This is a genomic window from Psychrobacter sp. DAB_AL32B (genome assembly GCF_002224105.1).
Lineage (GTDB): Bacteria > Pseudomonadota > Gammaproteobacteria > Pseudomonadales > Moraxellaceae > Psychrobacter.
This window is the reverse complement of the sequence record NZ_NEXU01000021.1, coordinates 1-24,385: the sequence shown is the minus strand read 5'-3', so window position 1 is coordinate 24,385 and position 24,385 is coordinate 1. Positions and strand designations below refer to the sequence as shown.

General features: G+C 41.3%; 19 protein-coding genes and 1 pseudogene. 9 read left to right on the top strand and 11 right to left on the bottom strand.

Going from position 1 to position 24,385, the window contains the following annotated elements; translation table 11 throughout:
• Window positions 1-64: 64 nt before the first annotated feature.
• Together hisC and pheA are read right to left on the bottom strand one after the other, a co-directional pair.
• A complete protein-coding gene (hisC, locus tag CAN34_RS03125) occupies window positions 65-1,207 on the bottom strand; it encodes a histidinol-phosphate transaminase (protein ID WP_089554409.1) in 1,143 nt (380 codons plus the stop codon).
• A gap of 85 nt (window positions 1,208-1,292) precedes the next feature.
• Window positions 1,293-2,474: a prephenate dehydratase gene (gene pheA / locus CAN34_RS03120; RefSeq protein WP_089554408.1), complete on the bottom strand. Its 1,182-nt coding sequence runs from the start codon at window positions 2,472-2,474 to the stop codon at window positions 1,293-1,295.
• Window positions 2,475-3,134: 660 nt separating this feature from the next.
• Between pheA and CAN34_RS03115 the strand changes: the two genes are divergently transcribed.
• Window positions 3,135-4,076, top strand: a complete 942-nt coding sequence (locus tag CAN34_RS03115; RefSeq protein ID WP_089554407.1) for a transaldolase — start codon at window positions 3,135-3,137, stop codon at window positions 4,074-4,076.
• Window positions 4,077-4,256: 180 nt separating this feature from the next.
• Window positions 4,257-4,733 (top strand): hypothetical protein, encoded by a 477-nt coding sequence (locus CAN34_RS03110; RefSeq protein WP_089554406.1) that lies wholly within the window; start codon window positions 4,257-4,259, stop codon window positions 4,731-4,733.
• Between the two features lie 93 nt (window positions 4,734-4,826).
• Here CAN34_RS03110 and CAN34_RS03105 read toward each other — a convergent pair whose 3' ends face one another.
• Window positions 4,827-5,396, bottom strand: a complete 570-nt coding sequence (locus CAN34_RS03105) for an adenine phosphoribosyltransferase (RefSeq protein ID WP_089554405.1) — start codon at window positions 5,394-5,396, stop codon at window positions 4,827-4,829.
• A gap of 340 nt (window positions 5,397-5,736) precedes the next feature.
• Between CAN34_RS03105 and CAN34_RS03100 the strand changes: the two genes are divergently transcribed.
• Together CAN34_RS03100 and CAN34_RS03095 are read left to right on the top strand one after the other, a co-directional pair.
• Complete coding sequence (locus CAN34_RS03100; RefSeq protein ID WP_068406924.1) at window positions 5,737-5,901, top strand: rubredoxin; 165 nt, start codon at window positions 5,737-5,739, stop codon at window positions 5,899-5,901.
• A gap of 28 nt (window positions 5,902-5,929) precedes the next feature.
• Window positions 5,930-6,970 (top strand): alpha/beta fold hydrolase, encoded by a 1,041-nt coding sequence (locus CAN34_RS03095; protein WP_089554404.1) that lies wholly within the window; start codon window positions 5,930-5,932, stop codon window positions 6,968-6,970.
• A gap of 147 nt (window positions 6,971-7,117) precedes the next feature.
• On the opposite strand, the gene CAN34_RS03090 is transcribed toward CAN34_RS03095, so the two are convergent.
• Window positions 7,118-8,110, bottom strand: coding sequence for a WG repeat-containing protein (locus tag CAN34_RS03090; protein ID WP_254423060.1), 993 nt, complete (start codon window positions 8,108-8,110; stop codon window positions 7,118-7,120).
• Between the two features lie 525 nt (window positions 8,111-8,635).
• On the opposite strand from CAN34_RS03090, the gene CAN34_RS03085 reads away from it, so the two are divergent.
• Window positions 8,636-9,568: a DMT family transporter gene (locus tag CAN34_RS03085; protein WP_089554402.1), complete on the top strand. Its 933-nt coding sequence runs from the start codon at window positions 8,636-8,638 to the stop codon at window positions 9,566-9,568.
• Window positions 9,569-9,688: 120 nt separating this feature from the next.
• Here CAN34_RS03085 and CAN34_RS03080 read toward each other — a convergent pair whose 3' ends face one another.
• Window positions 9,689-11,110 carry a solute carrier family 23 protein gene (locus CAN34_RS03080; RefSeq protein WP_089554401.1) on the bottom strand — a complete coding sequence of 474 codons (1,422 nt, stop codon included), beginning with the start codon at window positions 11,108-11,110 and terminating at the stop codon, window positions 9,689-9,691.
• Between the two features lie 733 nt (window positions 11,111-11,843).
• Between CAN34_RS03080 and CAN34_RS03075 the strand changes: the two genes are divergently transcribed.
• Window positions 11,844-13,277 carry an L-serine ammonia-lyase gene (locus CAN34_RS03075; protein WP_089554400.1) on the top strand — a complete coding sequence of 478 codons (1,434 nt, stop codon included), beginning with the start codon at window positions 11,844-11,846 and terminating at the stop codon, window positions 13,275-13,277.
• Between the two features lie 129 nt (window positions 13,278-13,406).
• Here CAN34_RS03075 and CAN34_RS03070 read toward each other — a convergent pair whose 3' ends face one another.
• From CAN34_RS03070 to xthA, 3 genes are all read right to left on the bottom strand, one after another.
• The gene (locus CAN34_RS03070; protein ID WP_079691896.1) at window positions 13,407-13,805 is read right to left on the bottom strand and encodes a DUF4377 domain-containing protein; all 399 of its coding nucleotides are present in this window, start codon (window positions 13,803-13,805) and stop codon (window positions 13,407-13,409) included.
• Window positions 13,806-14,222: 417 nt separating this feature from the next.
• Window positions 14,223-15,446 (bottom strand): bifunctional glutamate N-acetyltransferase/amino-acid acetyltransferase ArgJ, encoded by a 1,224-nt coding sequence (gene argJ, locus CAN34_RS03065; RefSeq protein ID WP_089554399.1) that lies wholly within the window; start codon window positions 15,444-15,446, stop codon window positions 14,223-14,225.
• Between the two features lie 71 nt (window positions 15,447-15,517).
• Window positions 15,518-16,342, bottom strand: a complete 825-nt coding sequence (gene xthA / locus CAN34_RS03060) for an exodeoxyribonuclease III (protein WP_079691899.1) — start codon at window positions 16,340-16,342, stop codon at window positions 15,518-15,520.
• A 355-nt stretch (window positions 16,343-16,697) separates the two neighbouring features.
• On the opposite strand from xthA, the gene CAN34_RS03055 reads away from it, so the two are divergent.
• The 3 genes from CAN34_RS03055 to CAN34_RS03045 all read left to right on the top strand — a co-directional run bounded on the left by CAN34_RS03055 (window position 16,698) and on the right by CAN34_RS03045 (window position 21,805).
• Window positions 16,698-17,279, top strand: coding sequence for a thioesterase family protein (locus tag CAN34_RS03055; protein ID WP_089554398.1), 582 nt, complete (start codon window positions 16,698-16,700; stop codon window positions 17,277-17,279).
• 460 nt (window positions 17,280-17,739) lie between these two features.
• Window positions 17,740-19,437, top strand: coding sequence for an AMP-binding protein (locus CAN34_RS03050; RefSeq protein WP_089554397.1), 1,698 nt, complete (start codon window positions 17,740-17,742; stop codon window positions 19,435-19,437).
• Window positions 19,438-20,104: 667 nt separating this feature from the next.
• Window positions 20,105-21,805 (top strand): AMP-binding protein, encoded by a 1,701-nt coding sequence (locus CAN34_RS03045; protein WP_089554396.1) that lies wholly within the window; start codon window positions 20,105-20,107, stop codon window positions 21,803-21,805.
• Between the two features lie 117 nt (window positions 21,806-21,922).
• On the opposite strand, the gene CAN34_RS03040 is transcribed toward CAN34_RS03045, so the two are convergent.
• The 3 genes and pseudogenes from CAN34_RS03040 to CAN34_RS03030 form a co-directional block, all read right to left on the bottom strand.
• The gene (locus CAN34_RS03040) at window positions 21,923-22,792 is read right to left on the bottom strand and encodes an SDR family oxidoreductase (protein ID WP_089554395.1); all 870 of its coding nucleotides are present in this window, start codon (window positions 22,790-22,792) and stop codon (window positions 21,923-21,925) included.
• Between the two features lie 178 nt (window positions 22,793-22,970).
• Window positions 22,971-23,729, bottom strand: coding sequence for a histidine phosphatase family protein (locus tag CAN34_RS03035; RefSeq protein WP_089554394.1), 759 nt, complete (start codon window positions 23,727-23,729; stop codon window positions 22,971-22,973).
• An 80-nt stretch (window positions 23,730-23,809) separates the two neighbouring features.
• Window positions 23,810-24,385 (bottom strand): annotated as a pseudogene (locus CAN34_RS03030) (phosphotransferase); the annotation flags it as partial.

The following is a 24,385-nucleotide window of genomic DNA, read 5'->3' as shown; positions in this document are numbered from 1 at the left end:
ACTTAAAAAGTATTAACTTAACAATTTTGAGTTTGACAGCATTAAGCCTAATCATCAATCAATCTTAATCATCAGTCAATATAGAACGCAGAGTATCAATAAGGCGTGTATTGTCTTCTGCGACCCCAACGGTAATCCTTAACCAGTTAGGTAAGCCATAAGCATCCAGCGGACGCACTATAACGCCTTGCTCTAATAACGATTGGTAAATCACAGCAGCCGTTACGTCCTCCATCTCAACTTCTATTTCTACCATAACAAAGTTGGCATGTGATTTAATGAAGCCCAAGCCTAACGCATCAAACTGTTTCTCTAACCAGCGCATTTGCCCTTGGTTAGTTGACCTAACTTTTTCAATAAAATCTTGATCAGCAAGTGCGGCAGCGGCAGCGGCTAGAGCCACTCTGCTGACGTTAAATGGCTGACGAATTCGATTGAGCAACTCTGCTACTGGAACTGAGCTTAGCGCATAACCAACACGCAGACCGGCGAGTCCATAGGCTTTAGAAAAGGTGCGGACGATGACTACATTATCAAATTCATCTAACAGCGCCCGATTATTACTCTCAGGACTATATTCGATATAAGCTTCATCCAATACTACCAATACTGAGCTTGGTATACTAACCATAAATTCATGCAGCTCTTTATGTTCAAGCTGCGTACCGGTTGGGTTATTAGGATTGGCGATAAATACTATCTTAGCATCAGGATTATCATGAACCGCTTGGCTCATGGCTTTTAGGTCATGACCAAACCGATTAGCAGCTACCTCAATGCCCATAGCACCTTGCATTTTAGCCAACATCGGATAAATGATAAAGGCATACTGGCTATAAACAATCGCATCATCAACACCGGCAAAACTACGCGCCAAGATATCAAGCAAATCATTAGAACCATTACCTAAGGTGATTTGATTAACATTAACATCGTTAAAATCAGCCAATGCTTGCTTCAGATAATAGCCATTGCCGTCAGGATAACGTGCCAGCTGACCCAACTGCTCAGTAATCGCTAGCGTGACTTGCGGTGAGCAGCCTATCGGATTCTCATTGTTAGCAAGTTTTACCACATCTGAGACACCATATTCACGCGTCAACTCTTCAACCGGCTTTCCTGTTTGATAAGGTGCCAACTCTAAAATACTGTCATAGGCAGGCACTAGCGGTGATAAATTGGACTCTGTCGATTGAGTAGACTGCATGATTTATCCTTAGATGTGATAACGCATCTATTATTGGCGAAGACGCTTGACTGAGTAATGGCCGCTGTTTGTTATCTTGTTATCGCTATAATACGGCTTTTGGATAAGAACCTAGTATACGTAAATCTTTGACCAATGGGCGGATATCAGCGATCGCAGCACTAACATTTGGGTCTTGAATATGCCCATCCATATCGATAAAGAAGACGTAAGCCCACTTATTAGGACGCTCTGGACGCGTCTCGATACTGGTCATAGATACGCCATGATACGATAATGGTTTTAAGATTTCGATAAGCGCACCGGCTTTGTCATGAGCTGAGACCATAATCGAGGTTTTATCTTGGCCTGATGGCGCGACCGCTTCGTGACCAATGATTAAGAATCGCGTGGTATTGCTTGGATTGTCTTCAATATTTGAATATAGTTTATGCAAATCATATTCTGCAGCAGCCACATCTCCAGCTATCGCCGCCGAATGCCACTCGTTTTTCAAGCGACGCGCTGCTTCACCGTTGCTGGATACGGCAACACGCTCAACATTAGGAAAGTTCACATCGAGCCAATGACGACATTGTGCTAATGATTGCTGATGCGAATAAATACGGCTTAGACCATCGATTTTAGTATGTTCGGCGACCAAGAAGTTTTGATGGATCGGCAGCTCAACTTCGCCGATAATCTTTAACGTCGAAGATAAAAAGCCATCTAACGTATGATTGACCACGCCTTCTGATGAGTTTTCAACTGGCACCACGCCATACATCGCTGTGCCCGCTTCCACTTCACGGAATACATCAGTAATGGTCGTCAGTGGTACGGTATCGGCAGCTTTACCAAAATGTTTGAGTGCAGCAGCATGGGTAAAGGTACCGACAGGTCCTAAGAAAGCAATACGTTGCGGTGCTTCTAAATCAAGGCATACCGACATGATCTCACGGAACAGGCGCGCCATTTTTTCATCGGCAATTGGTCCGGTATTACGAGCCATCACAGCTTTTAGCACTTGTGCTTCACGCTCAGGGCGATAAAAGATAGGATTGCTATTATCGGCAGTCGGATTATTGGCAATGTGGTTTTTCTTTACCGCTGCCACTTGCTGAGCCAGCTTGGCACGGTTATTAATCAGTGTCTGAATTTCGCAGTCTACTGCATCAATATTTTGGCGAATATTGTCCAAAAACTCTTTTTCGTTTGTGGTATCGCTAGCGCCTACGCTGGTTTGATTTAGATTGTCCACGTTTTGCTCTGGTGACTGCTCACTCATTACCGCCCATCCTTTTTTTAGATTTTATCACTGTTAAGTATGACTATTTTTTGAAAACTACTGTATTAATAGTACATATTTGATATTTCATATTTCATATTTCATTTAAAAAACACTTAAACACTTTTGATATTTAATACTAGATATTTAGCACTAAGTGACATTTAACGTATCATCATTGGTTTTTTTAGGAAACCTCTTTTAAAAAGCTTCTTTTAGAAAGTCTCTTTTAGAAAACACTTCAATGATACAGTCACGTCATTAACTATTATATAGTCGATTCACTTTAAACAGAATACAGTATTGCTGGTATGAATTTTTTGAAGCCTCTGTCTGGCGAAGCGCACAGCAAGCGAGAAAAATTTATACCAGCAGAGTGTTGTGATAACCATATATTAATTAGTAAATGCCTAGCTAGACAGCTGACCGGCTCTACTATAGCAAAAACTACGGACAGTGCCCATTCGTAAATGAGTGTAAACCTGCAAATTGCTATAAATCTTAGCACAGTTATATAATATAAGGGCTAAGCACATTCAAACTATCAGGTAACATACGTTCAAATCTATGTTACAGTTTAATGGTACTCATAAGTTTATGTACTAGTACAACCATTAATAAGAAAATAACACCGTTAATTGACTATACCAAGGATATCTGATGAGCGCATTACAACAGCTTCGCACCATGACCACCATTGTCGCTGATACCGGCGACCTTGCCGCCATTGCTCGCCTAAAACCTATCGATGCGACCACCAATCCTAGCCTAATAACCAAAGCACTTATTAATCCTGATAATGAAGCGATGCTCTCAGAAGCCATGAGTCGCCATCGAGATGACATCGATGCCGTGATTGATGAGCTGACCATTCAGATTGGTTGCGATATTCTAGCCTTGATTGAAGGTCGCGTCTCAACGGAAGTCGATGCACGTTTGTCTTATGACACACAAGCGACGATTGATAAAGCTTTGGAGTTTATGGAAGCTTATCAAAAAGCCGGTATCGATTCAGAGCGCGTCTTGATTAAGATGGCAGCGACATGGCAAGGTATTGAAGCGGCACGCTATCTGGAAACTCAGAATATTCACTGCAATTTGACATTGTTATTCGGTCAGCATCAAGCTATCGCTTGTGCTGATGCAGGCGTAACTTTGATTTCGCCTTTTGTTGGACGTATTTTAGATTGGCAAAAACGCCAGCAAAACCGTCAAAATGTGCCGGCTGCTGATGATATGGGTGTGCAATCTGTTAAACTTATTTATCAATACTACAAACAGCATGGCTACAACACTCAAGTGATGGGCGCAAGCTTTCGTTCGACTGAGCAGATACTAGCATTAGCAGGCTGCGATTTATTGACCATAGCACCAAACCTTATCGATGAGCTGGCAGCGATGGATGTAGAGGTGACTCGTCAGTTATCACCAAGCATGTCAATGGATTTGGCAGATATGACTCGAGTGAGCTTGACCTCGGAAGAATTCAGTACAGCCTATCAGCAAGATACGGTGACTCAAGACTTATTACCAAAGGGTATTGATGGCTTTATTGGTGCGCGTGATGAGCTGGCGGCGATGTTAGCGACTATGCGTGACTAGACTTAATAAATCAAGTGTTGATCTGAGCGCATAGCTAGCTTGAGCGTTAATCAATATAAACAATCATTAATATTGGTGATTTTATAGCAGTGGAAATGGTAGGTCATAAAAGAAATTTGCCTGCTAATATTAAGTTGGCTATTATAGGCGACCTCAAATAACTAGAAGCAAGGCTGAATTATGAAACGGCTAGCAGTGATATTAGCAGGTAGTACGCTTGCGCTTAGTGCTCATGCAGTAAACTGGTCAAAAGTATCAGACAGTCAGACTGGATCTACTTTTAGCTTAGATTTGGACTCTATTGAAAGCTCCGATATCAATATCATCGATGAAAAAAGTGTCGAAAATATCACCGTATCTATTCGTAGGACGTATCCTACACAAAAAAGTGTTACTAAAAACATAGCTAAAGGCGTAAAGAAAGAAAGTAAAGAAGCGGATATTCATCATAGCGATCAACAATGGCTCATCTCTTGTAAGGACGCCAGTTACTATAGGCGCGCTTACGTTAACTATGCCGCTGATGACAAGGTTATAAAATCTTGGCAATCAGAACAGCCAATACTGACCACCAAAGACTTCAAAATTACTACGCCAAAAACGATTAGTCGCCTGCTAGTAGAACAGTCTTGTAAGAATTACGAGCAAACTAAGTAAACGGTTTAAAACTGACTGACATAAAAAAGCGCGCTGAATGAGTTCAGCGCGCTTTTTCTTATACTGTAAAACTCACTTTATACACTCAGCTTTCTAAGCCTTCAATACCGTATAAACCGGCACTGGAAATTCACCGTGTAAAGCGACCAAATCCAGTAATACCAAAGCACCTACTACCGTATGCCCGGCTGATTTACACAACTCATAAGCGGTGGTGAGCGTGCCGCCCGTAGCTAATATATCATCGACCAATAAGACGCGCTCAGGTGGCAGATTGTTTTGCATCTCAAGCGTGTCTTTACCGTACTCGAGGGCATAAGCTTTATTAGCGACCGGTGGCGGCAGCTTACCGGGTTTACGTAGCAAAATCATACCCTTACCCAACCGACCCGCCAGCAAACTTGCAAACACAAACCCACGCGCTTCAACCGCACCCAAACAATCTACCTCGTCCATTACGCCTTCAGGCAGTGCAGCAAGCAGCGCATCAATCACTTCATTAATATGACTGCGCAGTAACGGTGTAATATCATAAAAATCAATGCCGACTTTCGGGAAGTCTGCTACTGTGCGAATGATTTGCCAAAATGGATGATCGATATTGAGCGTATTAGATGACTCAGTTGCGGTATTAGCTGATGTAACGGCGGTGTTAGCGCTCATAATAACCCTTAGCTTTTATGACTTAGATGGTGATATAACAATGGTCAACGACGGATGAATTTGTAAAATTAGCGGCGGCAATTATATCATAAGCGGCTTTAATATTGCGCCGAGATGGGCAAAAACACCACTGCTTAAGTAAATAAAATCAGGCATAGTGACTTGATAAATGCTGATTAATCTCAATATACAAGTGTAAACTTAACTATGAAAATGACGGTTATATGCTAAACTACCTGCGTTTTTACGGTCTACATATTGACGGCAATCATTCTTGATGTGTAGTTAATATCAACTTAAAAACGTACGGTAACACTGGTAATAATCGATAGGACTATTTATGAAACGTTATGAATGTATTGTCTGCGGCTGGATATATGACGAAGAACTCGGCTGTCCTGAAGAAGGTATTGCACCGGGCACAAAATGGGAAGATATCCCTGATGATTGGACATGCCCAGAATGCGGCGTTGGCAAGCTTGATTTTGAGATGCTTGAATTTTAAGCCAACGACCTTTTAAATAGGACAGTTCATGACAGAATCAAACGACATCAACAATAGCGCTAACTTGCCTGAAACGTCAGGGAAAAGTCTAGGCAGCTACCCTACTCCTGAATGGCAACAATTTGGCGAACACCAATGGCGCGCCTCAGATCTTAGCGAGCATCTTTATCAAGCAATGATAGATATTGGTGATGGCATCGAGCTGTGCGTTGAGGCTGGTGGTAACCCTAATAACCCACCATTACTAATGATTATGGGACTTGGCTCGCAAATGATATTTTGGCCAAACAACTTCATTAAGCGCCTTATTGATGCCGGTTTTTTTGTGATTCGTTTTGACAATCGTGATATTGGTTTGTCCTCTAAGGTACAGATTGACGGTCTACCCCGTATCAGTCAGCTAAAAATGATGATGCGTCTGCAAACTGGGTTATCTAATAAGGGTACACAAGTTGCTTATAATTTAACCGATATGGCAGAAGATACAGCGCGTTTAATCAAAGCATTACAGCTTGGCAAAACACATCTACTTGGCGCCTCTATGGGCGGTATGATTGCGCAGATCGTGGCGGCGCGTTATCCAAGTTTGATACAGCGGATGGCGTTGATGTTTACCACCACCAATCGCGCCTTTTTAAAGCCGCCCAAGCCCAAACAGTTATACACGCTGATTAATCGTCCTGAGAGCCATTCTGAGCGCGATATTGTACGTCATAGTGTCTGGTTTATGAAGACCGTCGGTACGCCAGGACATGTAAACGTACGAATGGTGCGTGACATTGCCAAACTACGCTATCAACGTAACTTTCATCCGCTTGGTACAGTACAACAGCTGAATGCTATTTTAGCGTCAGGCTCTATCAGCCGATTCAGCAAGCAAGTCAAAGCACCGACGATCGTGCTGCATGGTAGCGCAGACGGTCTGCTGCCTTCCTCACAAGGACGGGTAGTTGCCAAGACCATCCCTAATGCCAAATTTCATTTAATCGAAGGCATGGCTCACGATATCCCTGAATATTATCAGCCTTACATGATGGATTTGATTAGCAATCACTTATTAGACAAATAGTTTTTTACAGTCTGAACTTATTGGCTGAATAGCTAATTATAAAAAAAGAGTGACAAACCTATCGATGACTCATAGGCTTGTCACTCTTTTTTGTTGCTAATCTTTCTGATTATTTTTTATACTGAAACTCAATCTTACTCATAAAGTCTAATCACAACCAATAGCAGCGCCTTCTTTATCAATACACATTTCATTACCATTTTTTAAATTGCCAATCCAAGCTTTGCCATTTAAAAATACAAATGAAGGTTTGTCTTTATAGCTGCTATCAAGACTGAGGCTCTTATTATCAGAATTATTAAAATTATCAAAACTAAAAGGAATCATAAGCTCGCCGCCCAGATTGATAAAACCCCATTCTCCATTGATACGTACGCCAGCTAAGCCTTCTGAAAATGCACGTGCCTCATCAAACGAATAGGTAATCATATTGACATTATTATCGTCAATAAAGCCCCATTTGCCGTCTTGTTGATGCGGCTGTAGCGTGGTAAAACGACTTGCTGGCGCTGGTCGCTGCTCTGAAGCATTGGCGTTATTGACATTCTTAGCAGTTTCTTTTTTCGAAGGTGACTGAGTATTAGCACTGCTGTTTGGGTCGCTCTTAGTGTTGCCACTTTTATCCAACCAGCTGATCGCTTTATTTTTGCGCACGCGAGCCATACCGCCACGATAATTATCAATGTCACTAATGGATGCTGAAAACGGCACTATAGTCTTATTAGCGGTGTCAATAACGCCATAATGGCCACCCTGTTTGACTACAATGCGACCCTCAGATACGGGGCGCGCCCAGCCTTGACCGCCACTTAGCGCATCGTACATCACAGGAATCACTTCACGACCTTGCATATTGAGATAACCGACATGTCCATTTCGCATGACCGGCAATAGACCGCTAGATATTTTATCAGCATCAACTTTTTGATAGCGCGATAAATCAACGAGACTCTTACCTTGACTATTGATGAGCGCTACCGGTGCACCAAAGTCTTTTACTGCCAAAAAATAACCCCTACTCGCCGTGCAAGAGACATTTTTATAATAGCTTTTTGGAATTTTACAGCTGGCTGCTTGGGCGCTTGGCACGGCAAATAGCGCCGTTACTAAAGTGCTAGCAATAAGAGAGTACCGCATCATTTGTGGCTGCAATCCAGATGTTGATATTAATGATATTTGTCGTTTTGATAAGGAACGTCGAAGCATAAGCAAACCTAAGCTAAAAGTAGTAACGGCTATTGAAGTACTTTAATAATGTGGATTTTTTAAGATGGCATTTCACCATATAAGCAGAAAACAGAGTAACAAATAGCAGCGTTTGCGCCAATGCCATTCCTGTAAGGATGTGACTCGCTTATATATAGTCTGTTTAAAATAGCAAAGGGACATCTATCATAGCGTAGTGCTACTTGCTACTTGCTACTGCACAAAAAATTTCTTACCTGCTGTTCACAAGCGTGGCAGAGGCTACAAAAAACTCATGTCAGTAGCACACTATGGTTTTTAAATTGGATCGACCATAGCTCTACGCACTGTCATCATAAAATAAATAATGCTGAACCATTCCAATTTAAGCTCAAAACATCGACAATGTGGTTCATTTTAGCGACTTCTTTAGCACGCGACGATTTAAAAAATAAAACGGTATTGATATAAGGATAATCCATGGCTATTGCCTCTTCACGCTCCGCCGCAACTGGCTTGGTCATTGGTTGTATTATCTTTGGCTTGGGTAGCTTGATTGTAGCTCATGTCGCTATTGGCGGTTGGGCAATGGCTTTTTGGCGCCTTGCTATATCAGGTATTATCTTTACGATACTGGCTAAAATGATGGGGCAACGTTTACCGCAGTCAAGGCGGGCTATCGTTTATGGTTTATTATCCGGCGTATTTTTAGGTTTGGATTTAGCTTTATGGCACGAGAGTATCTATGCGGTTGGTCCCGGTATTTCAACCTTACTCAACAGTTTGCAGATTTTCTTTTTAGCGGCCATCGGTTTTTTATATTTTAACGAGCGTCAATCTATCTTACAGCTCATCAGTTTGTTTTTAGCGATGTTAGGTGTGGCGATGATAGGGAGTCCTGAGTTTGCGCAAAACAAGGCAGCTACTTGGGGGTTTGTCACTGGTATTATATCAGGGGCGATGCTTGCCGCGTCGATGACTTTTATACGCAAAACGCACGATACTGAACCAACACCGATATTTGTATTGATGCAACTGGTGAGTATCGGCGGCGTACTGGCGATGATTGTGCCAATGTTCGTCTTTGATATGGGCAATATTCTACCCAATACTTGGTCTGAGATTGGCTGGATATTGATTTATGGGACGGTGATGCAGTGCTTAGCCTGGGGTCTTATCGCCTACTCTATTCCCAAGCTATCTTTGGCATTGACTGGGCTGCTATTATTGACTGAACCCATTGCTGCATTGGTGATTGACTACAGCTGGCTGGGTAAGTCTATCAACACCTTACAATGGAGTGGCGCGCTACTGACTATGTTTGCCATCTATTTGGGTTCACTAAAACCTAAGCCTCGCGCCCTAAGACGTTATCGGTTTTTTGCACGATTTTATAAGCGGGATTATAAGTAAAGATCACAGTAAATAACAATTTTTATAGATAAAAGGCGTAATCAATAAAAGCCACAATAATCATTGTGGCTTTTATCTATTAATGTATTAAGTTATTTTAAGCTTAAGATGGCTAAACAATTAATCTTTTTGACGATTAAATAAGGCATTAAGTACAATTGCTGTCAAGGTAGCGGTACCAATACCGCCTAAATCAAAGCCGCCTAAATGCAAGCTAAAGTTACCAGTACCCATAATGACGGTCACAGCAGCAATGATTAGATTGCTGTTTTTACTAAAGTCGATATGGCTGTCTATCCAAATTTTTGCACCAGCAATCGCAATCAAACCAAATACGACGATAGAAGCGCCACCTAATAATGCGGGTGGAATGGTCTGAATGATCGCACCAAATTTCGGTGACAATCCCAGCATTATAGCGACTAAACCCGCGATGACAAAGATAGTCGTACTATAGACCTTAGTCACTGCCATGACGCCGATATTTTCAGCATAAGTGGTCACACCTGTCCCACCAAAGCCCGCTGAAAACGTCGTTGCCAAGCCATCAGCAAAGAATGCACGCCCCATATAAGGCGTCACGCGAGCTTTTGTCATACCTTCGACCGCTTTAAAATGCCCTAAGTTTTCGGCAACCAAAATAAATGCCACCGGCGCAATTAAGATAATGGCACTCATCTCAAATTTTGGCGCATGAGTACTTGGCAGACCAAACCATGAAGCGTTAGACACGCCACTAAAATCAATGGGACTACCAAAGCCCATAATATTGGTCATTACATAGTAAGCGACATAAGATAATATCAAACCAACCAGCAACAAGAGACGACGTAGCATACCGCGCGTAAAGACAGCCACACCGCTGATTAATAATACCGTTAACGCAGCCATCCACGCATCAAACTGATTGGCGGATACCCCTTGAATGGTCACTGGCGCTAAATTAAGACCAATAATCATTACAATGGCGCCGGTGACAATAGGTGGCATCAGACGCTCAATCCATCCTGTACCGGTTTTCATCACCAATAAGCCTATCAAAGCATAAATAATACCGCATGCCATGATACCGCCCAAAGCGACATTCAAATTATCGTTAAACCCGACACCTGCATAAGCAGTCACTGCGATAACTGGACCGATAAAGGCAAAGCTTGAGCCCAAGTAACTTGGCATACGCCCACCAGTGATGATAAAAAACATCACCGTACAAATACCCGACATCAAAATAGCTAAGTTAGGATCAAAACCCATTAATAAAGGCGCAAGTACTGTCGAGCCAAACATGGCAAAGGTATGTTGTACACCAAGTAGCATACTTTTTGATGGTGGCAAATACTCATTGATACCGACTGGCGTGCGGTCTAAATCACCTTTGAATGGTCGCCATGTAGGGAACCAGCGGCCATTTTCAAAGTCCGGATCATACGGTAAGCTTATCGTAGCTGAATCGATACCCGCAGCGTCTAACGCTGTTGGAGATAAAGATTCTGCTTGACTGTTTTTCTCTGATTGAGATGAGTTCTCTGGAGGGTTTGCCATGCGCGAATGTCCTATGAGGCCTAAGCTAATAATAACAGGCTAGTAATAGCTAAGATAAATAAAGAGATGATAAATAGCTATATTTGTAATAATGGTTATTGTCAATAAAGCATATTATAATAGACAGCTGCTTATGTAATAAAAATAATTATAGTCAATCAAAGATAAAACAAACACCGTGATAATAACGTTCCGCTCATACAAAATATCTAACAACAAAATAGTTTATTAAACTATAGCTGGAATATATATATAACTTATAAACTATCACCTGTGCCTACAACTTAGCGATGACAAGTAGCAAGAAAGCAGTGTATATTGATACGCCTTTTTAGAAGTTTCTACTATATCCACTCACTTGTTTGGAGAAAGGCAGATAACATGCCTTATTTTATAAAACCGCCATATTTTGCTAGATGTATCGGGCGAGATATGTTCTACTAAATTCACCGCTTCGGCCGCTCGCACCTTACTGTATTCTACAGCGACGGTTAACTTACAGGATGTTACATAAGCGTTGATGCCGAGCATCATAACGGAATTTAATAATAAACAACAGCTATTATTCACCCGTCACTCGAACTACCACGTTTAAACATTTTCATAGACGACGCTCTAAATTCACCGATCAACGGTGCTTGTAATCTTCTGTTGCCTATCATACTTCTATGTAGGCGCGATAGTTTTGCTATGCGGTTAAGCTGACTCCACCTCACTTTTTTGGTAATTTATTATGATTAGTGTATTTGATTTATTTAAAATCGGCATTGGCCCCTCAAGCTCTCATACTGTCGGTCCAATGGTAGCGGCTAACTTGTTTTTAGAGTCATTACTTAAGCAAACTGATATAACCAATATAAAAGCACTAGAGATTGAGCTATACGGCTCCCTAGCGGCGACAGGTAAAGGCCATGCAACCGATACGGCTATATTACTAGGCTTACTTGGGCATGCTCCCAGTACCATCGATACGCGTTTGACCAGTCAATACCTGTCACCGATTTTTTCAGATAAGCAGCTCAATATGGCAGGCGAGCATCTGATTGCCTTCGATACTGAGCGTGATATTCACTGGTATGGTGATACCGTCCTACCCTACCACCCTAACGCCATGACTATCCGTGTGCTATTAGCAGACGGCAGCCATTATCAGCAAACCTACTATTCTGTTGGCGGTGGTTTTGTTATCAATGAAGAAGATGCTACCAATCCGGATGAAGATCATGCCACGCCAACGATTGATGTTATTCCTTACCCGTTCAATAGCGCCGCAGAGCTGCTTGAGCAATGCCGCCAGCATTGTTTAAGTGTCAGCGACTTGGTATTGGCGAACGAGCTTCATTATCGTGAGCAATCAGAAGTATTTGCTTATTTAGATTCTATTTGGGATTCGATGCAAGATTGCGTGACACGAGGCTGCCAAAACAGTGGCATATTACCCGGTGGTTTAGATGTGAAGCGCCGTGCTCAAGCATTGTATGTGCAACTGTGTGCTGAAAAAGATCAGCCGATTGCAAAAAATGACAAACTGGTTGCAATGGATTGGATTGATTTATATGCTTTAGCGGTTAATGAAGAAAATGCCAATGGCGGTAATGTCGTGACCGCACCCACCAATGGTGCGGCAGGCATCATTCCTGCCGTCATGCATTATTATCGCGACTTTTTATCAAGTTACAGCATAGATGGCGCGCGCAAGTTTTTACTAAATGCCACTGCTATCGGTAGTCTCATCAAACAAAATGCCTCTATCTCTGGCGCTGAAGTTGGTTGCCAAGGTGAAGTCGGCTCTGCTTGCGCGATGGCAGCTTCTGCATTGGCAGAAATATTAGGTGGCGATCCTGCTAAATGCCTCAATGCTGCCGAGATTGGTATTGAGCACAATTTAGGTCTTACCTGCGATCCTGTGGGCGGCTTGGTACAAGTACCCTGTATCGAGCGCAATGCGATGGGCGCTGTCAAAGCCGTCAATGCAGCACGACTTGCTTGCCGTGGTAACGGACAACACTTTGTTTCTTTAGATAAAGTCATCGAAACCATGAAAGTAACGGGCGCAGATATGCTGGATAAATATAAAGAAACCTCACGTGGTGGACTGGCCGTTTATGCCGACAACCGTATACCTACCGCCACTCAAGGTGTCAGTGTAAAATATAGCCAGTGCTAATACAGTCTTTGTTTATATAGCCTTTGTCGATATCAATTTTACAAAAATTCATTCAATAAAAAAGACCTCTAACGAATTAGAGGTCTTTTTGTTTACGCTAAATGCAATTAATCAGTAATCAATTAATAATTATTCGGCTTTCTTTGACACAACTTCATTTAGAATCCAAACTGGCTTAGCGACGTTAGTTAGTTCATTCATGACCACTTCTTGACGAACATCTAGAACATAGCGGTAATTTGGCTCATAAGTGAAGCCTTGGATATTACCGTTCAAAGGCGTGTAGTTTTTCTGATAAGTCTGACGATACTGTAGGCACTCTGATTCAACCATCGTACCATTAGAAGCTTGAAGCTCGCATACCGCTTTAAGTGGCGCTATTTCTATCTTAAAACTTGGAATGCTGACAACTTTAACATCCATAGCTTCACCTTCTACTACCATGGTACGTTCATTATTCATACCCATAGTCGAACAACCCGATAAAACAAAAGTCGTCATCAATGCTGCAATTGCTAGTTTTTTCATTATTTAATCCTCAGTGTATTAGTATTAATTATTACCTTTTTGAGCTCTTTTTAATCTGTTGTCGGGGCTCAAAATATAGTAGGCAGTTATAACGATACCGCTGCTCATCGCAAGCAAGACATCAATCTCAATAAAACCCATACTTACCGAAATAAAATAAGTAGCCTATCTGAAGTACCGTTTATTGTTTACTGCAATTAGTATAGGTTGCAAAGTAACTAACGCTCTATAACTACTTTGTAACTTAACGTCAGCTTTTGCAACTGGTATCAATCAATGGTCTTTATTAGTAACTTAAATAGCATAATTTTAGATAATATGATTTCAAACCACACCTTCATAATATGGAAAATAAAATAAAAACGCTCAGGATCATAGCGATTCTGAGCGTTTTTTATATGAACTTATAGAGGATACTTAGCTACGATAATCAGCATTTATTTTGACATAATCATAAGACAAATCGCAGGTATAAACCGTATCACTAGCATCACCACGTGCTAAATTGATATGAATGGTAATCTCCGGACGATTCATCACGCTTTTGCCCGCCTGTTCTGTATAACTCGGTGCAACTTCACCGTTTTGACAAATCATAACCTCGTCTAAATAGACATCGACTTGCTCGGTATCGAGGTCTTCAATTCCAGCATAACCAACGGCTGCTAATATACGACCCCAGTTGGCATCACTGGCAAAAAACGCTGTTTTAACCAAAGGTGAATGCGCAACGGCATACGCGACATCACAGCATTCTTGTGTGGTTTTACCACCCGTAACTTTTACGGTCATAAATTTTGTAGCGCCTTCACCATCACGTACAATCAATTGTGCTAGACGAACAAAAACTTCAGTCAAAGCCTCAAATATCGATTGGTAATGTGGATGCTCTGGGCTATCAATCATATCTGAGCTGGCAGCGCCCGTTGCTATCAATACGCAGCAATCATTAGTTGAGGTATCACCGTCAACAGTAATGCGATTAAAAGACTGCTCATTAATGGTGCTAAGCATCTCTTGTAATAGATCAGCGGCAATATTAGCGTCAGTTGCCACATAGCCGAGCATGGTTGCCATATTGGGGCGGATCATTCCTGAGCCTTTTGACATCCCCGTAATATGATAACTACTGCCAGCAATATCGATCCTTTTACTGGCGAGCTTTGGAATCGTATCCGTCGTACGAATACCATTCGCTGCTGCAAGCCAATTATTAGGCGCTAGATTGGCTAATGCGTTGTCTAGTCCAGCGATAATGGCGTCACTGTTTAGCGGCTCACCTATCACTCCAGTCGAAAACGGCAACACAGCATAGGTATCCACGCCAGCTTTAGCAGCCAATGCAGCACAGATATCTGTCGCACGACGTTTACCTTCAGCGCCAGTACCCGCATTAGCGTTACCAGTGTTGGTTACCAAATAACGAGGTGCCGCTTTAGCAAAGTGTTCACGTAATACACGCACAGGAGCGGCACAAAATGCATTTTTAGTCGTCACAACAGCAGCCGTTGCGTCAGCAGCGATTTCAATGATCACCAGATCATCGCGATCTTTATAGCGTACGCCTGCTGCGGTGGCGCTTAATTTGATACCCTTAATAGGATAAATCGTCTCAGGTACTGCAATATTGCCGACCGCCATAGTCAAATCCTTATTCTTCAATACTTATATATGTTTTATGAGCGATAAAGTTGGTTATAAAATCATCTTTATTATACTTTAGTTAAGTCAAATGCTGTCCAAATAGGCGCATGATCAGACGGTTTTTCCATAGCGCGCAGCTCGTAGCTGATACCAGCATCGACACATTGACTGACCAAATCAGGCGTACATAAAATATGATCGATACGCAGCCCGCGTTTAGGGTCATCATCAAAACCACGACTGCGATAATCAAACCAGCTGTACAATTCCGTACTTTCTGGATAATGCAGGCGATAGGTATCAGTCAGCTCACGTGACATCAGTGCTGCATACCACTCACGCTCTTCTGGCAAAAACGAGGTTTTTCTATTTTTCAGCCAGCGCTTGGCATTGACTTCACCAATGCCAATATCGATATCTTCTGGGGCAATGTTCATATCACCCATGATAACAAGTGAGCGTCCTTCCGCTTTTAAAGTGTCGATATACGCCATTAAATCTGCATAATAAGCGCGTTTCATCGGGAATTTGGTCGGATGGTCTTGGCTCTCTCCTTGTGGGAAATAGCCATTGAGCACATCAATCTCCCGTCCATCAAACTCATAGCGCGCATGAATAAAGCGTTTTTGCGCCTCAGCATCTTCACCAGGAAAGCCTTTTTGTACAAAAATAGGGGCGACTTTAGATAACAATGCCACACCGTAATGGGCTTTTTGTCCAAAATACTCGACGTGATAACCCAAACTTTCAACATTTTCAAGAGGAAACTGCTCATCATGCACTTTGGTTTCTTGCAAACCCATGACATCAGGATCGATGATATCTCTTACCGCCTCAAGCTGATGTTGACGGGCGCGGATACCATTAATATTAAAGCAAACAAAACGGGTCATAAATTATCCTATACTAATAAATAAAATCACAGTGCTTTTATAAATAAATGTTTTTCTGAATAAATGTTGTTATGAAACAGTGCTGATATAAATAAGTGCTGATATGAATATGTGAAATACGGCAGAGCACAGGGGTTTATGATAACAGACATAGACAACTCTATCTGTTGCGCCCCTTTATATCTTGAGTTAGAGTAACTATTCAGCGTGGCTACCTTATGGTTGCTTAGTGGTTACCTATGCGGTATCGCTCGCTTATTATCTTCACTATCGTATACCGTAATTTTTATTAAACGATGTTTATCCAGCCACTTTATTTAACCACTTTATCAAAAAAAATCTATTGAGCATTATTATGACAGCCGTTACTATTAAAAATACACACGCCGTATCAAAACCAAGTAGCGCGACCACGCCGCTATTTGCCACTAATTATAATATTTATATCAATCACACTGATGCTGGTGGCATAGTCTACCATGCCAATCATCTAGTATTCTTTGAAAACTGCCGCCGTGACTGGTTTACTAAGCTGGGTCTAAATGGTTATTTTTTGCAGAGCGATGACGGTAATATTCAGCATTTTGTCGTTAGCCAAGCCGAGTTACAATACAAACAAGCCATTTTGCTAGATGAAGTTATCACTGTGCGTATCGATAAAGTTGAGCTAAAGCCCGCCAGTATTATCTTTTACCAAAGTATTTATCGTCAGCAACCTAAGAACGAGTTTTCTGGCAACAATAAGGCGAGCGCCACTTTATTAAGCAAGACTAAAATCGTCGTGGCCTGCGTACAAAACCAGCTAACAACAGACACTATCTCTAATAATAAGTCTGATGCTGACGTTAATAATATCGCACCAATGCGCCCTATTCGTGTGCCACAAGAATTACACGATGCTATTCAGCAAGCGCTAGCACTACATAATGATGAGTAATTGCACTAATAATCTTCTTTCATGATACATAACAGTTTAGCCTGCCATGATGGTCGCTGGTTTTATTTTATTAAAGACTAGATATATTCATCTACAGCTATATTGTATGGACTGAGGAGTGTTCGCATGCTAATAGTGACTTTACCTAGATTCATGCTATTGTATTGCTTAAATGTATCATTTTATATTGGATGGATTATATTTTAGTTGTAGATAACTGGTAAAATACTTTAGTGCAGTATGTTCATCTAAGATTAGACTGTTTATTCATTAGACTCTCACCCTTTTATCATTAATCAACGTAAATAACCGCACCGAAACTTAGTAGTCCGTCAATAGATAAGGATATTATCAGAATCAGCGATAATTATTTTATGTCAGCGCTGTTCTTCTTATTGACACGGATCTGGCTGCTTAGCTACAAAAACTTAACCTATATTAAATTTCAAGGACGCTGACTATGATGCCAAACAAACCTTGGCTTGCGAATTATCCTAATAGTGTACCTAAAACTATCAATCCAGATAGATATAGTAGCATCATGGAGCTGTACGAAGAGTGCTTTGATCGCTTCCGTATGCATCCAATGAGTATTTGTATGGGCGTCACTCATACTTATGATGATATGGATAGAGCATCCCTCGCGGTTGCTGCATGGTTACAGGCGCAAGGACTACCTCAAGGCAGTGTGGTTGCACTCATGATGCCAAACGTACCGCAATACTTGCCAACGATGATTGGTATTTTGCGCGCAGGCTATGTATGCACCCCTATCAATCCTTTATATACTGGTCGCGAGCTTCGTCATCAACTAAATGATTCAGGCGCTAAAGTAATTTTTGTGGTCGATAACTTTGCCCAAGCACTTGAGCAAGTCATTGAAGAAACTCATATCAAGCGTATTGTCCTATCAAAAATGGGTGATATGATGGGTCTAAAAGGTATTCTAGTAAATACTATTATTCGTCAAGTTAAACGCTTGGTTCCTAAGTATAATTTGAATGACCCCAAGTATGATGTCACCAAATTCCCTGATGTGCTTAAAAAAGGCAAAAACCTTCCCTTCCAAAAGCCAAAATTGTCTTTGGATCAAACAGCCTTTTTACAATATACCGGTGGTACAACGGGACTATCAAAAGGAACCATTTTAACTCAACGTAATATCGCAGCAGCTGCCATGCAGTCAGAAGCATGGACACGGCCTATTACCTCAGAGATTAATGAGGTCTATATCAATATGGTTATGGCGTTACCGCTGTATCATATTTTCGCCTTTATGCTAAGCCTGCTCGGTATGCGCTCAGGTTATACCTTTATTCTGGTACCCAACCCACGTGATATACCAGGGTTTATCAAAACTTTATCAAAACAGCCGTTCCATATTTTCCCTGCGGTTAACACCTTGTTTAAAGGACTACTCGATAATCCAAACTTTAAAAACTTGGATTTTAGCTCATTACGCATCTCACAGGCAGGCGGTATGGCGGCCACTGAGCAAACAGCAAAGCGCTGGCTTGAGACTACAGGTTGTCCAATGATTGAAGGTTGGGGGATGACTGAAGGGGTTGCGGCCGGTACTGCTAATATCGTAACAGACCGCAAGTTTAACGGCACTATCGGCTTACCACTTCCTAGTATCGATGTCATTGTCATTGATGATGAAGGAAATAGCCTCGGTATCAACCAAGCTGGTGAAATGTGCGTAAAAGGCCCTAACATTACCTCAGGTTATCTTAACAGAGACAGTAGTGATGACTTTACTCAAGATGGTTATTTCCGTACGGGCGACATCGTCAGCATGGATGAGAAAGGCTACATTACCTTGTTAGATCGTAAGAAAGACATGGTTTTGGTCTCAGGATTTAACGTATATCCGAATGAGATTGAGTCAGTGATGCTTGAGTGCGAAGGCGTTATTGATTGTGCAGTGATTGGTATTCCTGATGAAAATCAAGGAGAAGCGGTTAAAATCTATATCATACCTGCCGATAATAATGTCACCAAAAGTATTATTAAAGAGTTTGCGTTAGATAATATGACGGGTTATAAATGTCCGCGTCATATTGAGTTTGTTAGTGAGCTACCAAAGAGTAACGTTGGCAAAGTACTGCGTCAAAAACTCCGTGAAAAGCATATGGCAGACAATCCGCAACGATAATTAAAGCGAAATCTCATTCAAAGCGCCTTACATGTTATGTAGGGCGCTTTTTTATTTATCATGCATTTTTTGATGCTAAAAACCACCCTATTGTAACTAACTGATTAACAGAGAATCATTAAATTGATCTCATAGCTTTACTTATATTAGAGGTTATTGACTAAGTGACGAATCCTTTTTAACCTTAAATGCTGCTCTCAAATACAGTTCATCTTGTATTCTCAACCACTTATCTTTTTTCGCTTGCAACATATATTTTTTAATTTATCAAGTTTAACTATAAACTATCAAGTTCTTGTATAAGAATAATCAAATCAATGGTAGTTATGTTAATGTGTTGCCAAAACATGTTACGCTATTTTTTCTTAATTTAAATTGATAGTAGGTTGGACTCAGGTTAACTGATTCACTTTTTCGGAAGAATACCTCCGAGGTACCAAAAGCAATGACTAGCCATTTAATATACTTAGGTGCTTATTCTTTGTAGTTATATAAATTTGTAGTTGAATAAAATTTTATAAAGGCCACCGTATTTTAGCAGTTTGTGAATAAATGGGATAACACTCGACAATCCATCGCTTACGTTGCGATGAATCATATTGTTGACATGGATGTGACTACTTTTTTATAGCGCCTTAACTGATCGCAAAATTTAAGGACACTAAGTATGACAATCGATAAACCTTGGCTCGCTCAATATCCAGATAACGTACCCAAGACTATTAATCCTGATCAATATGAAAGTCTCATAGAGCTATATGAAGAGTGCTTTGACCGTTTTCGTATGCATCCTATGACTATTTGTATGGGCGTCACTCATACTTATGGTGATGTGGATAAAGCCTCCCTTGCCGTTGCTGCATGGTTACAAGCGCAAGGCATTCCTAAAGGTAGCGTAGTGGCCGTGATGATGCCAAACGTGCCGCAATATTTGCCTACGATGATTGGTATTTTGCGCGCAGGCTATGTATGTACCCCTATCAATCCTCTATATACTGGTCGCGAGCTTCGTCATCAACTAAATGATTCAGGCGCTCAAGTAATTTTTGTGGTCGATAATTTCGCCCAAGCACTTGAGCAAGTCATTGAAGAGACTAATATCAAACGTATCGTCCTATCAAAAATGGGCGATATGATGGGTCTAAAAGGTATTTTGGTTAATACCATCATCCGTCAGGTTAAACGCTTAGTCCCTAAGTACAATCTTAATGATCCTAAATATAATGTCACGAAATTCCCTGATGTGCTTAAAAAAGGTAAAACTCTGCCTTTTAAAGCGCCAAAAACCTCACTGCAACAAACAGCCATCTTACAATATACCGGTGGTACGACAGGACTGTCTAAAGGTGCTATCTTAACTCAGCGCAACGTCGTAGCCGCCGCTATGCAGTCAGAAGCATGGTATCGCCCTATTACCTCAGAGATTAATGAGGTCTATATCAATATGGTCATGGCATTACCGCTATATCATATTTTTGCCTTTATGCTTAGCATGCTGGGCATGCGCTCAGGTTATACTTTTATATTAATACCTAACCCACGTGACATGCCTGGGTTTATCAAAACTTTATCAAAACAGCCGTTCCATATTTTCCCTGCGGTTAATACCTTGTTTAAAGGGCTACTTGATCAACCAACCTTTAAAGACTTAGATTTTAGCTCATTACGTATCTCACAAGCAGGCGGCATGGCAGCAACCGAACAAACAGCAGCTCGCTGGTTAGAAGTTACTGGTTGTCCGATGGTTGAAGGTTGGGGGATGACTGAAGGGGTTGCGGCCGGTACTGCCAACGTCATTACTGATCGGAAGTTTAATGGCACCATTGGCATTCCTGTACCGAGTGTCGATGTTATCGTGGTCGATGATAATGGTGAGCATGTGGGCTTCAATCAGTCTGGCGAGATGTGTATCAAAGGACCAAATATTACCTCAGGATACTTTAATAAAGACAATACCGATGACTTTACTAAAGATGGTTATTTCCGTACTGGTGATATTATCAGCATGGATGACAGAGGCTATATCACCTTACTTGACCGTAAAAAAGATATGATTTTGGTGTCAGGATTTAACGTTTTCCCGAACGAAATAGAATCTGTCATGTTTGATTATAAGGGTATTCTTGATTGTGCAGTCATTGGCATCCCTGATGAGCATCAAGGTGAAGCCGTTAAAATCTATATCATTCCTACTGACAACAATGTGACCAAGAGCGATATTAAAGAATTTGCGTTAGATAATTTGACTGGTTATAAATGTCCACGTCATATTGAGTTCGTTACTGAGCTGCCAAAGAGTAATGTCGGCAAAGTATTACGCCAAAAACTGCGTGAAAAACATATGTCAGACAATCCTCAAACACTATAGTTTCTAAAAGTTGTAACCTTAAAACAAGAGACAATAAAAAGCCCTCTACATCATGATGTAGAGGGCTTTTTATTGTCTCTTTTGTCTTGATTGATACCAATCTCAAAGCAAGCGCTGTTAACTTACTTTATTAACGACTTGTAAGGGCAAGTGCTTCATTGCCTGACCGACAATTGACCATGGCAGGCTTGGTACGCAAGCTTCTTCTACACCAACTTCAATGGCTGCAACAATGGCTTTAGTGCCCGTATCTGCATCAACTTCGAACGGTAACGGTTTAGCATTGGTATTGATTTCAGTACGGATATAACCTGGATAGATAGTAGAGACTTGAATGGGCAACTTAGTCAATAGCATATCAGCACGAATGCCTTCTGCTAGATGAGCCAGTCCTGCTTTACTTGCACCATAGGCAGTTAAGTGCTTAGGTAGTCCGCGCATCGCTGACATACTTGATATCACCACCAGATGACCGCTGTTTTGTGCACGAAAGATATTCATTGCAGCTTCACACTGCGCTAGCGCTGATATAAAGTTGATCTCAACCGTACGGCGGTTGGTGTCAAAGCGCCCTTTACCAATACGACGACTATCACCAATACCCGCATTGACCACCACTCTATCAATATGACCAAAATCAGCAGCGAAAGCGTCAAATACTGTAAAAATCGCATCATAATCGCTGACATCTAATACACGGTATTCAATGCGAATATCAGGATATTGTGACAATAATTCAGTTTGTAGACTTTCTAAACGCTCCGCACGACGCGCACAAATTGCCAAATTATATCCAAGCTTAGCAAACAATCTTGCCATACCCTCGCCCAATCCTGAGCTAGCACCCGTAATTAAAATCGTTTTACCACGACCTACTTGTTGCTTATTCAAGCCTTTTAAATAACGTGCTGGCTGTATGGCACTAAATAATTGATTTTTACTTTTGGCAGCCTTTTTTGCCACTAGGCTCAGTAATTTATTTTGCATGAATAGTCCCTTATGTATCAATAACGATATAAAGATAACGTGAATACTCTACTAACTCTCTATCTGACCGTATTTATCCGCTTAAGCTAATTATTAATTCATCATAAATTATTATACTTTTAAAATGCATCAACTATACCTTATTAAAAAAGCTTTACCATTAAAACTACTTACCAACTTATCGCCATGTCACAAAGCGTTTGCCCTCAGCAAATAGATGACTGTATTCATTTAAAGACAATAAACGTGCATTCTGCTCTTTTAAAGTAATAGACGTCACACCTGTATTGACCAAGCTTTTATTCAGCTGATAAGCGGTTTGACTGCCCTGTTGTAATAATTGTGCAGTAATTGCTGCAATCACACCGCCTGAAGTAAACACCAAAACCGTACTATCACGATCTAAACTTAGGTTTGCCACTTGGATGCGTACTTGCTCAAGTGCTTGCTTTGCACGTTCATTAAATTGTGACCAGCTTTCGATATAGTCATGATCATTGTCGCCACCATGCCAGCGCTGCATCGCGGCATCAAAAAGCTCAGCTAGGCGCGTGACTGGCATCTCTGACTTAGCAATCTCAAGCGCAATGGCACCTTTACTCATAAAAGCAGGATCGGATTTTATGAATACATCTTTATGATTAAACTCATCAAATTGTGGCAGTACATAGCTATCTGGCGCACTCATATCGATTGCTGGCTTGCTGGATATATCACTATCCGTACCAACAGATGACTGATAACGCTCCCAAAAATGCCGTGCAGAATCTTGTTGCCTGACTAAGCTACCGGTAAAAATAGCATCGATTCGGCGCTGGGTCGTAGCATAATGTTGACCTAGCATTTGTGCCTGTACCTCACCAAGCTCTGACAGCTGGTCGTAATTTTCTTGTCCAAATGACGCTTGACCATGACGCGCTAAAAGTATGGTTGTCATAAATTATTACCTTGTTATTGTCTTATTATTAACTTATTGCCACTTCATTAATAATACTTTTTGAATTTTCCTTTAAATACTCATTTTTCAGCTTTATGAGCAGTTTGTACAAAATAGCTTTTTGGAAAAATGCCTTTAATAACGGCTTGTACAGGACTTGGTAACTGCTCAATCGTGGCAGCATCGACACCCATATCTTGCAGATGCGGCTGTACATGGCTGGTAAATAGCACCTCGCCTTCATACTGAGCAATCAGTTTAAGACACTTGGCATGTAGTACATGCACGATAATCCAAAAGTTCTTAAACGCAGGATTGGTCGTTTGTTTATGATAGTAGCGATAGTAAATTTGCTGGACGATACCCGCTAGACGAAATAAACCAAATACTTCATAAAAAGTCCAGTTATCTACCTTTAATCCTGTCTGTTCAAGATAATAGGCCACCGCTTCATCACGTGTCATCATGCCTTTTAAATGCGTAGGCTGACGGCGTGACTGCTGCATAATGATATTATCATCTGCTTCAATCCAGTAAGCCAAGGCGCTACCCAAATCCATCAAAGGATCACCCAGTGTCTCCATTTCCCAATCAAGAACCCCATGCCCTTCGTTGAACCTGCTGCCCCACAAATTAACTTATCAAACCCCCACAAC

Excerpts from the sequence above, each read along its gene's own strand:
- hisC (WP_089554409.1), bottom strand. The coding sequence starts at position 1,207 with ATGCAGTCTACTCAATCGACAGAGTCCAATTTATCACCGCTAGTGCCT.
- pheA (WP_089554408.1), bottom strand. The coding sequence starts at position 2,474 with ATGAGTGAGCAGTCACCAGAGCAAAACGTGGACAATCTAAATCAAACC.
- CAN34_RS03115 (WP_089554407.1), top strand. The coding sequence starts at position 3,135 with ATGAGCGCATTACAACAGCTTCGCACCATGACCACCATTGTCGCTGAT.
- CAN34_RS03110 (WP_089554406.1), top strand. The coding sequence starts at position 4,257 with ATGAAACGGCTAGCAGTGATATTAGCAGGTAGTACGCTTGCGCTTAGT.
- CAN34_RS03105 (WP_089554405.1), bottom strand. The coding sequence starts at position 5,396 with ATGAGCGCTAACACCGCCGTTACATCAGCTAATACCGCAACTGAGTCA.
- CAN34_RS03100 (WP_068406924.1), top strand. The coding sequence starts at position 5,737 with ATGAAACGTTATGAATGTATTGTCTGCGGCTGGATATATGACGAAGAA.
- CAN34_RS03095 (WP_089554404.1), top strand. The coding sequence starts at position 5,930 with ATGACAGAATCAAACGACATCAACAATAGCGCTAACTTGCCTGAAACG.
- CAN34_RS03090 (WP_254423060.1), bottom strand. The coding sequence starts at position 8,110 with ATGATGCGGTACTCTCTTATTGCTAGCACTTTAGTAACGGCGCTATTT.
- CAN34_RS03085 (WP_089554402.1), top strand. The coding sequence starts at position 8,636 with ATGGCTATTGCCTCTTCACGCTCCGCCGCAACTGGCTTGGTCATTGGT.
- CAN34_RS03080 (WP_089554401.1), bottom strand. The coding sequence starts at position 11,110 with ATGGCAAACCCTCCAGAGAACTCATCTCAATCAGAGAAAAACAGTCAA.
- CAN34_RS03075 (WP_089554400.1), top strand. The coding sequence starts at position 11,844 with ATGATTAGTGTATTTGATTTATTTAAAATCGGCATTGGCCCCTCAAGC.
- CAN34_RS03070 (WP_079691896.1), bottom strand. The coding sequence starts at position 13,805 with ATGAAAAAACTAGCAATTGCAGCATTGATGACGACTTTTGTTTTATCG.
- argJ (WP_089554399.1), bottom strand. The coding sequence starts at position 15,446 with ATGGCGGTCGGCAATATTGCAGTACCTGAGACGATTTATCCTATTAAG.
- xthA (WP_079691899.1), bottom strand. The coding sequence starts at position 16,342 with ATGACCCGTTTTGTTTGCTTTAATATTAATGGTATCCGCGCCCGTCAA.
- CAN34_RS03055 (WP_089554398.1), top strand. The coding sequence starts at position 16,698 with ATGACAGCCGTTACTATTAAAAATACACACGCCGTATCAAAACCAAGT.
- CAN34_RS03050 (WP_089554397.1), top strand. The coding sequence starts at position 17,740 with ATGATGCCAAACAAACCTTGGCTTGCGAATTATCCTAATAGTGTACCT.
- CAN34_RS03045 (WP_089554396.1), top strand. The coding sequence starts at position 20,105 with ATGACAATCGATAAACCTTGGCTCGCTCAATATCCAGATAACGTACCC.
- CAN34_RS03040 (WP_089554395.1), bottom strand. The coding sequence starts at position 22,792 with ATGCAAAATAAATTACTGAGCCTAGTGGCAAAAAAGGCTGCCAAAAGT.
- CAN34_RS03035 (WP_089554394.1), bottom strand. The coding sequence starts at position 23,729 with ATGACAACCATACTTTTAGCGCGTCATGGTCAAGCGTCATTTGGACAA.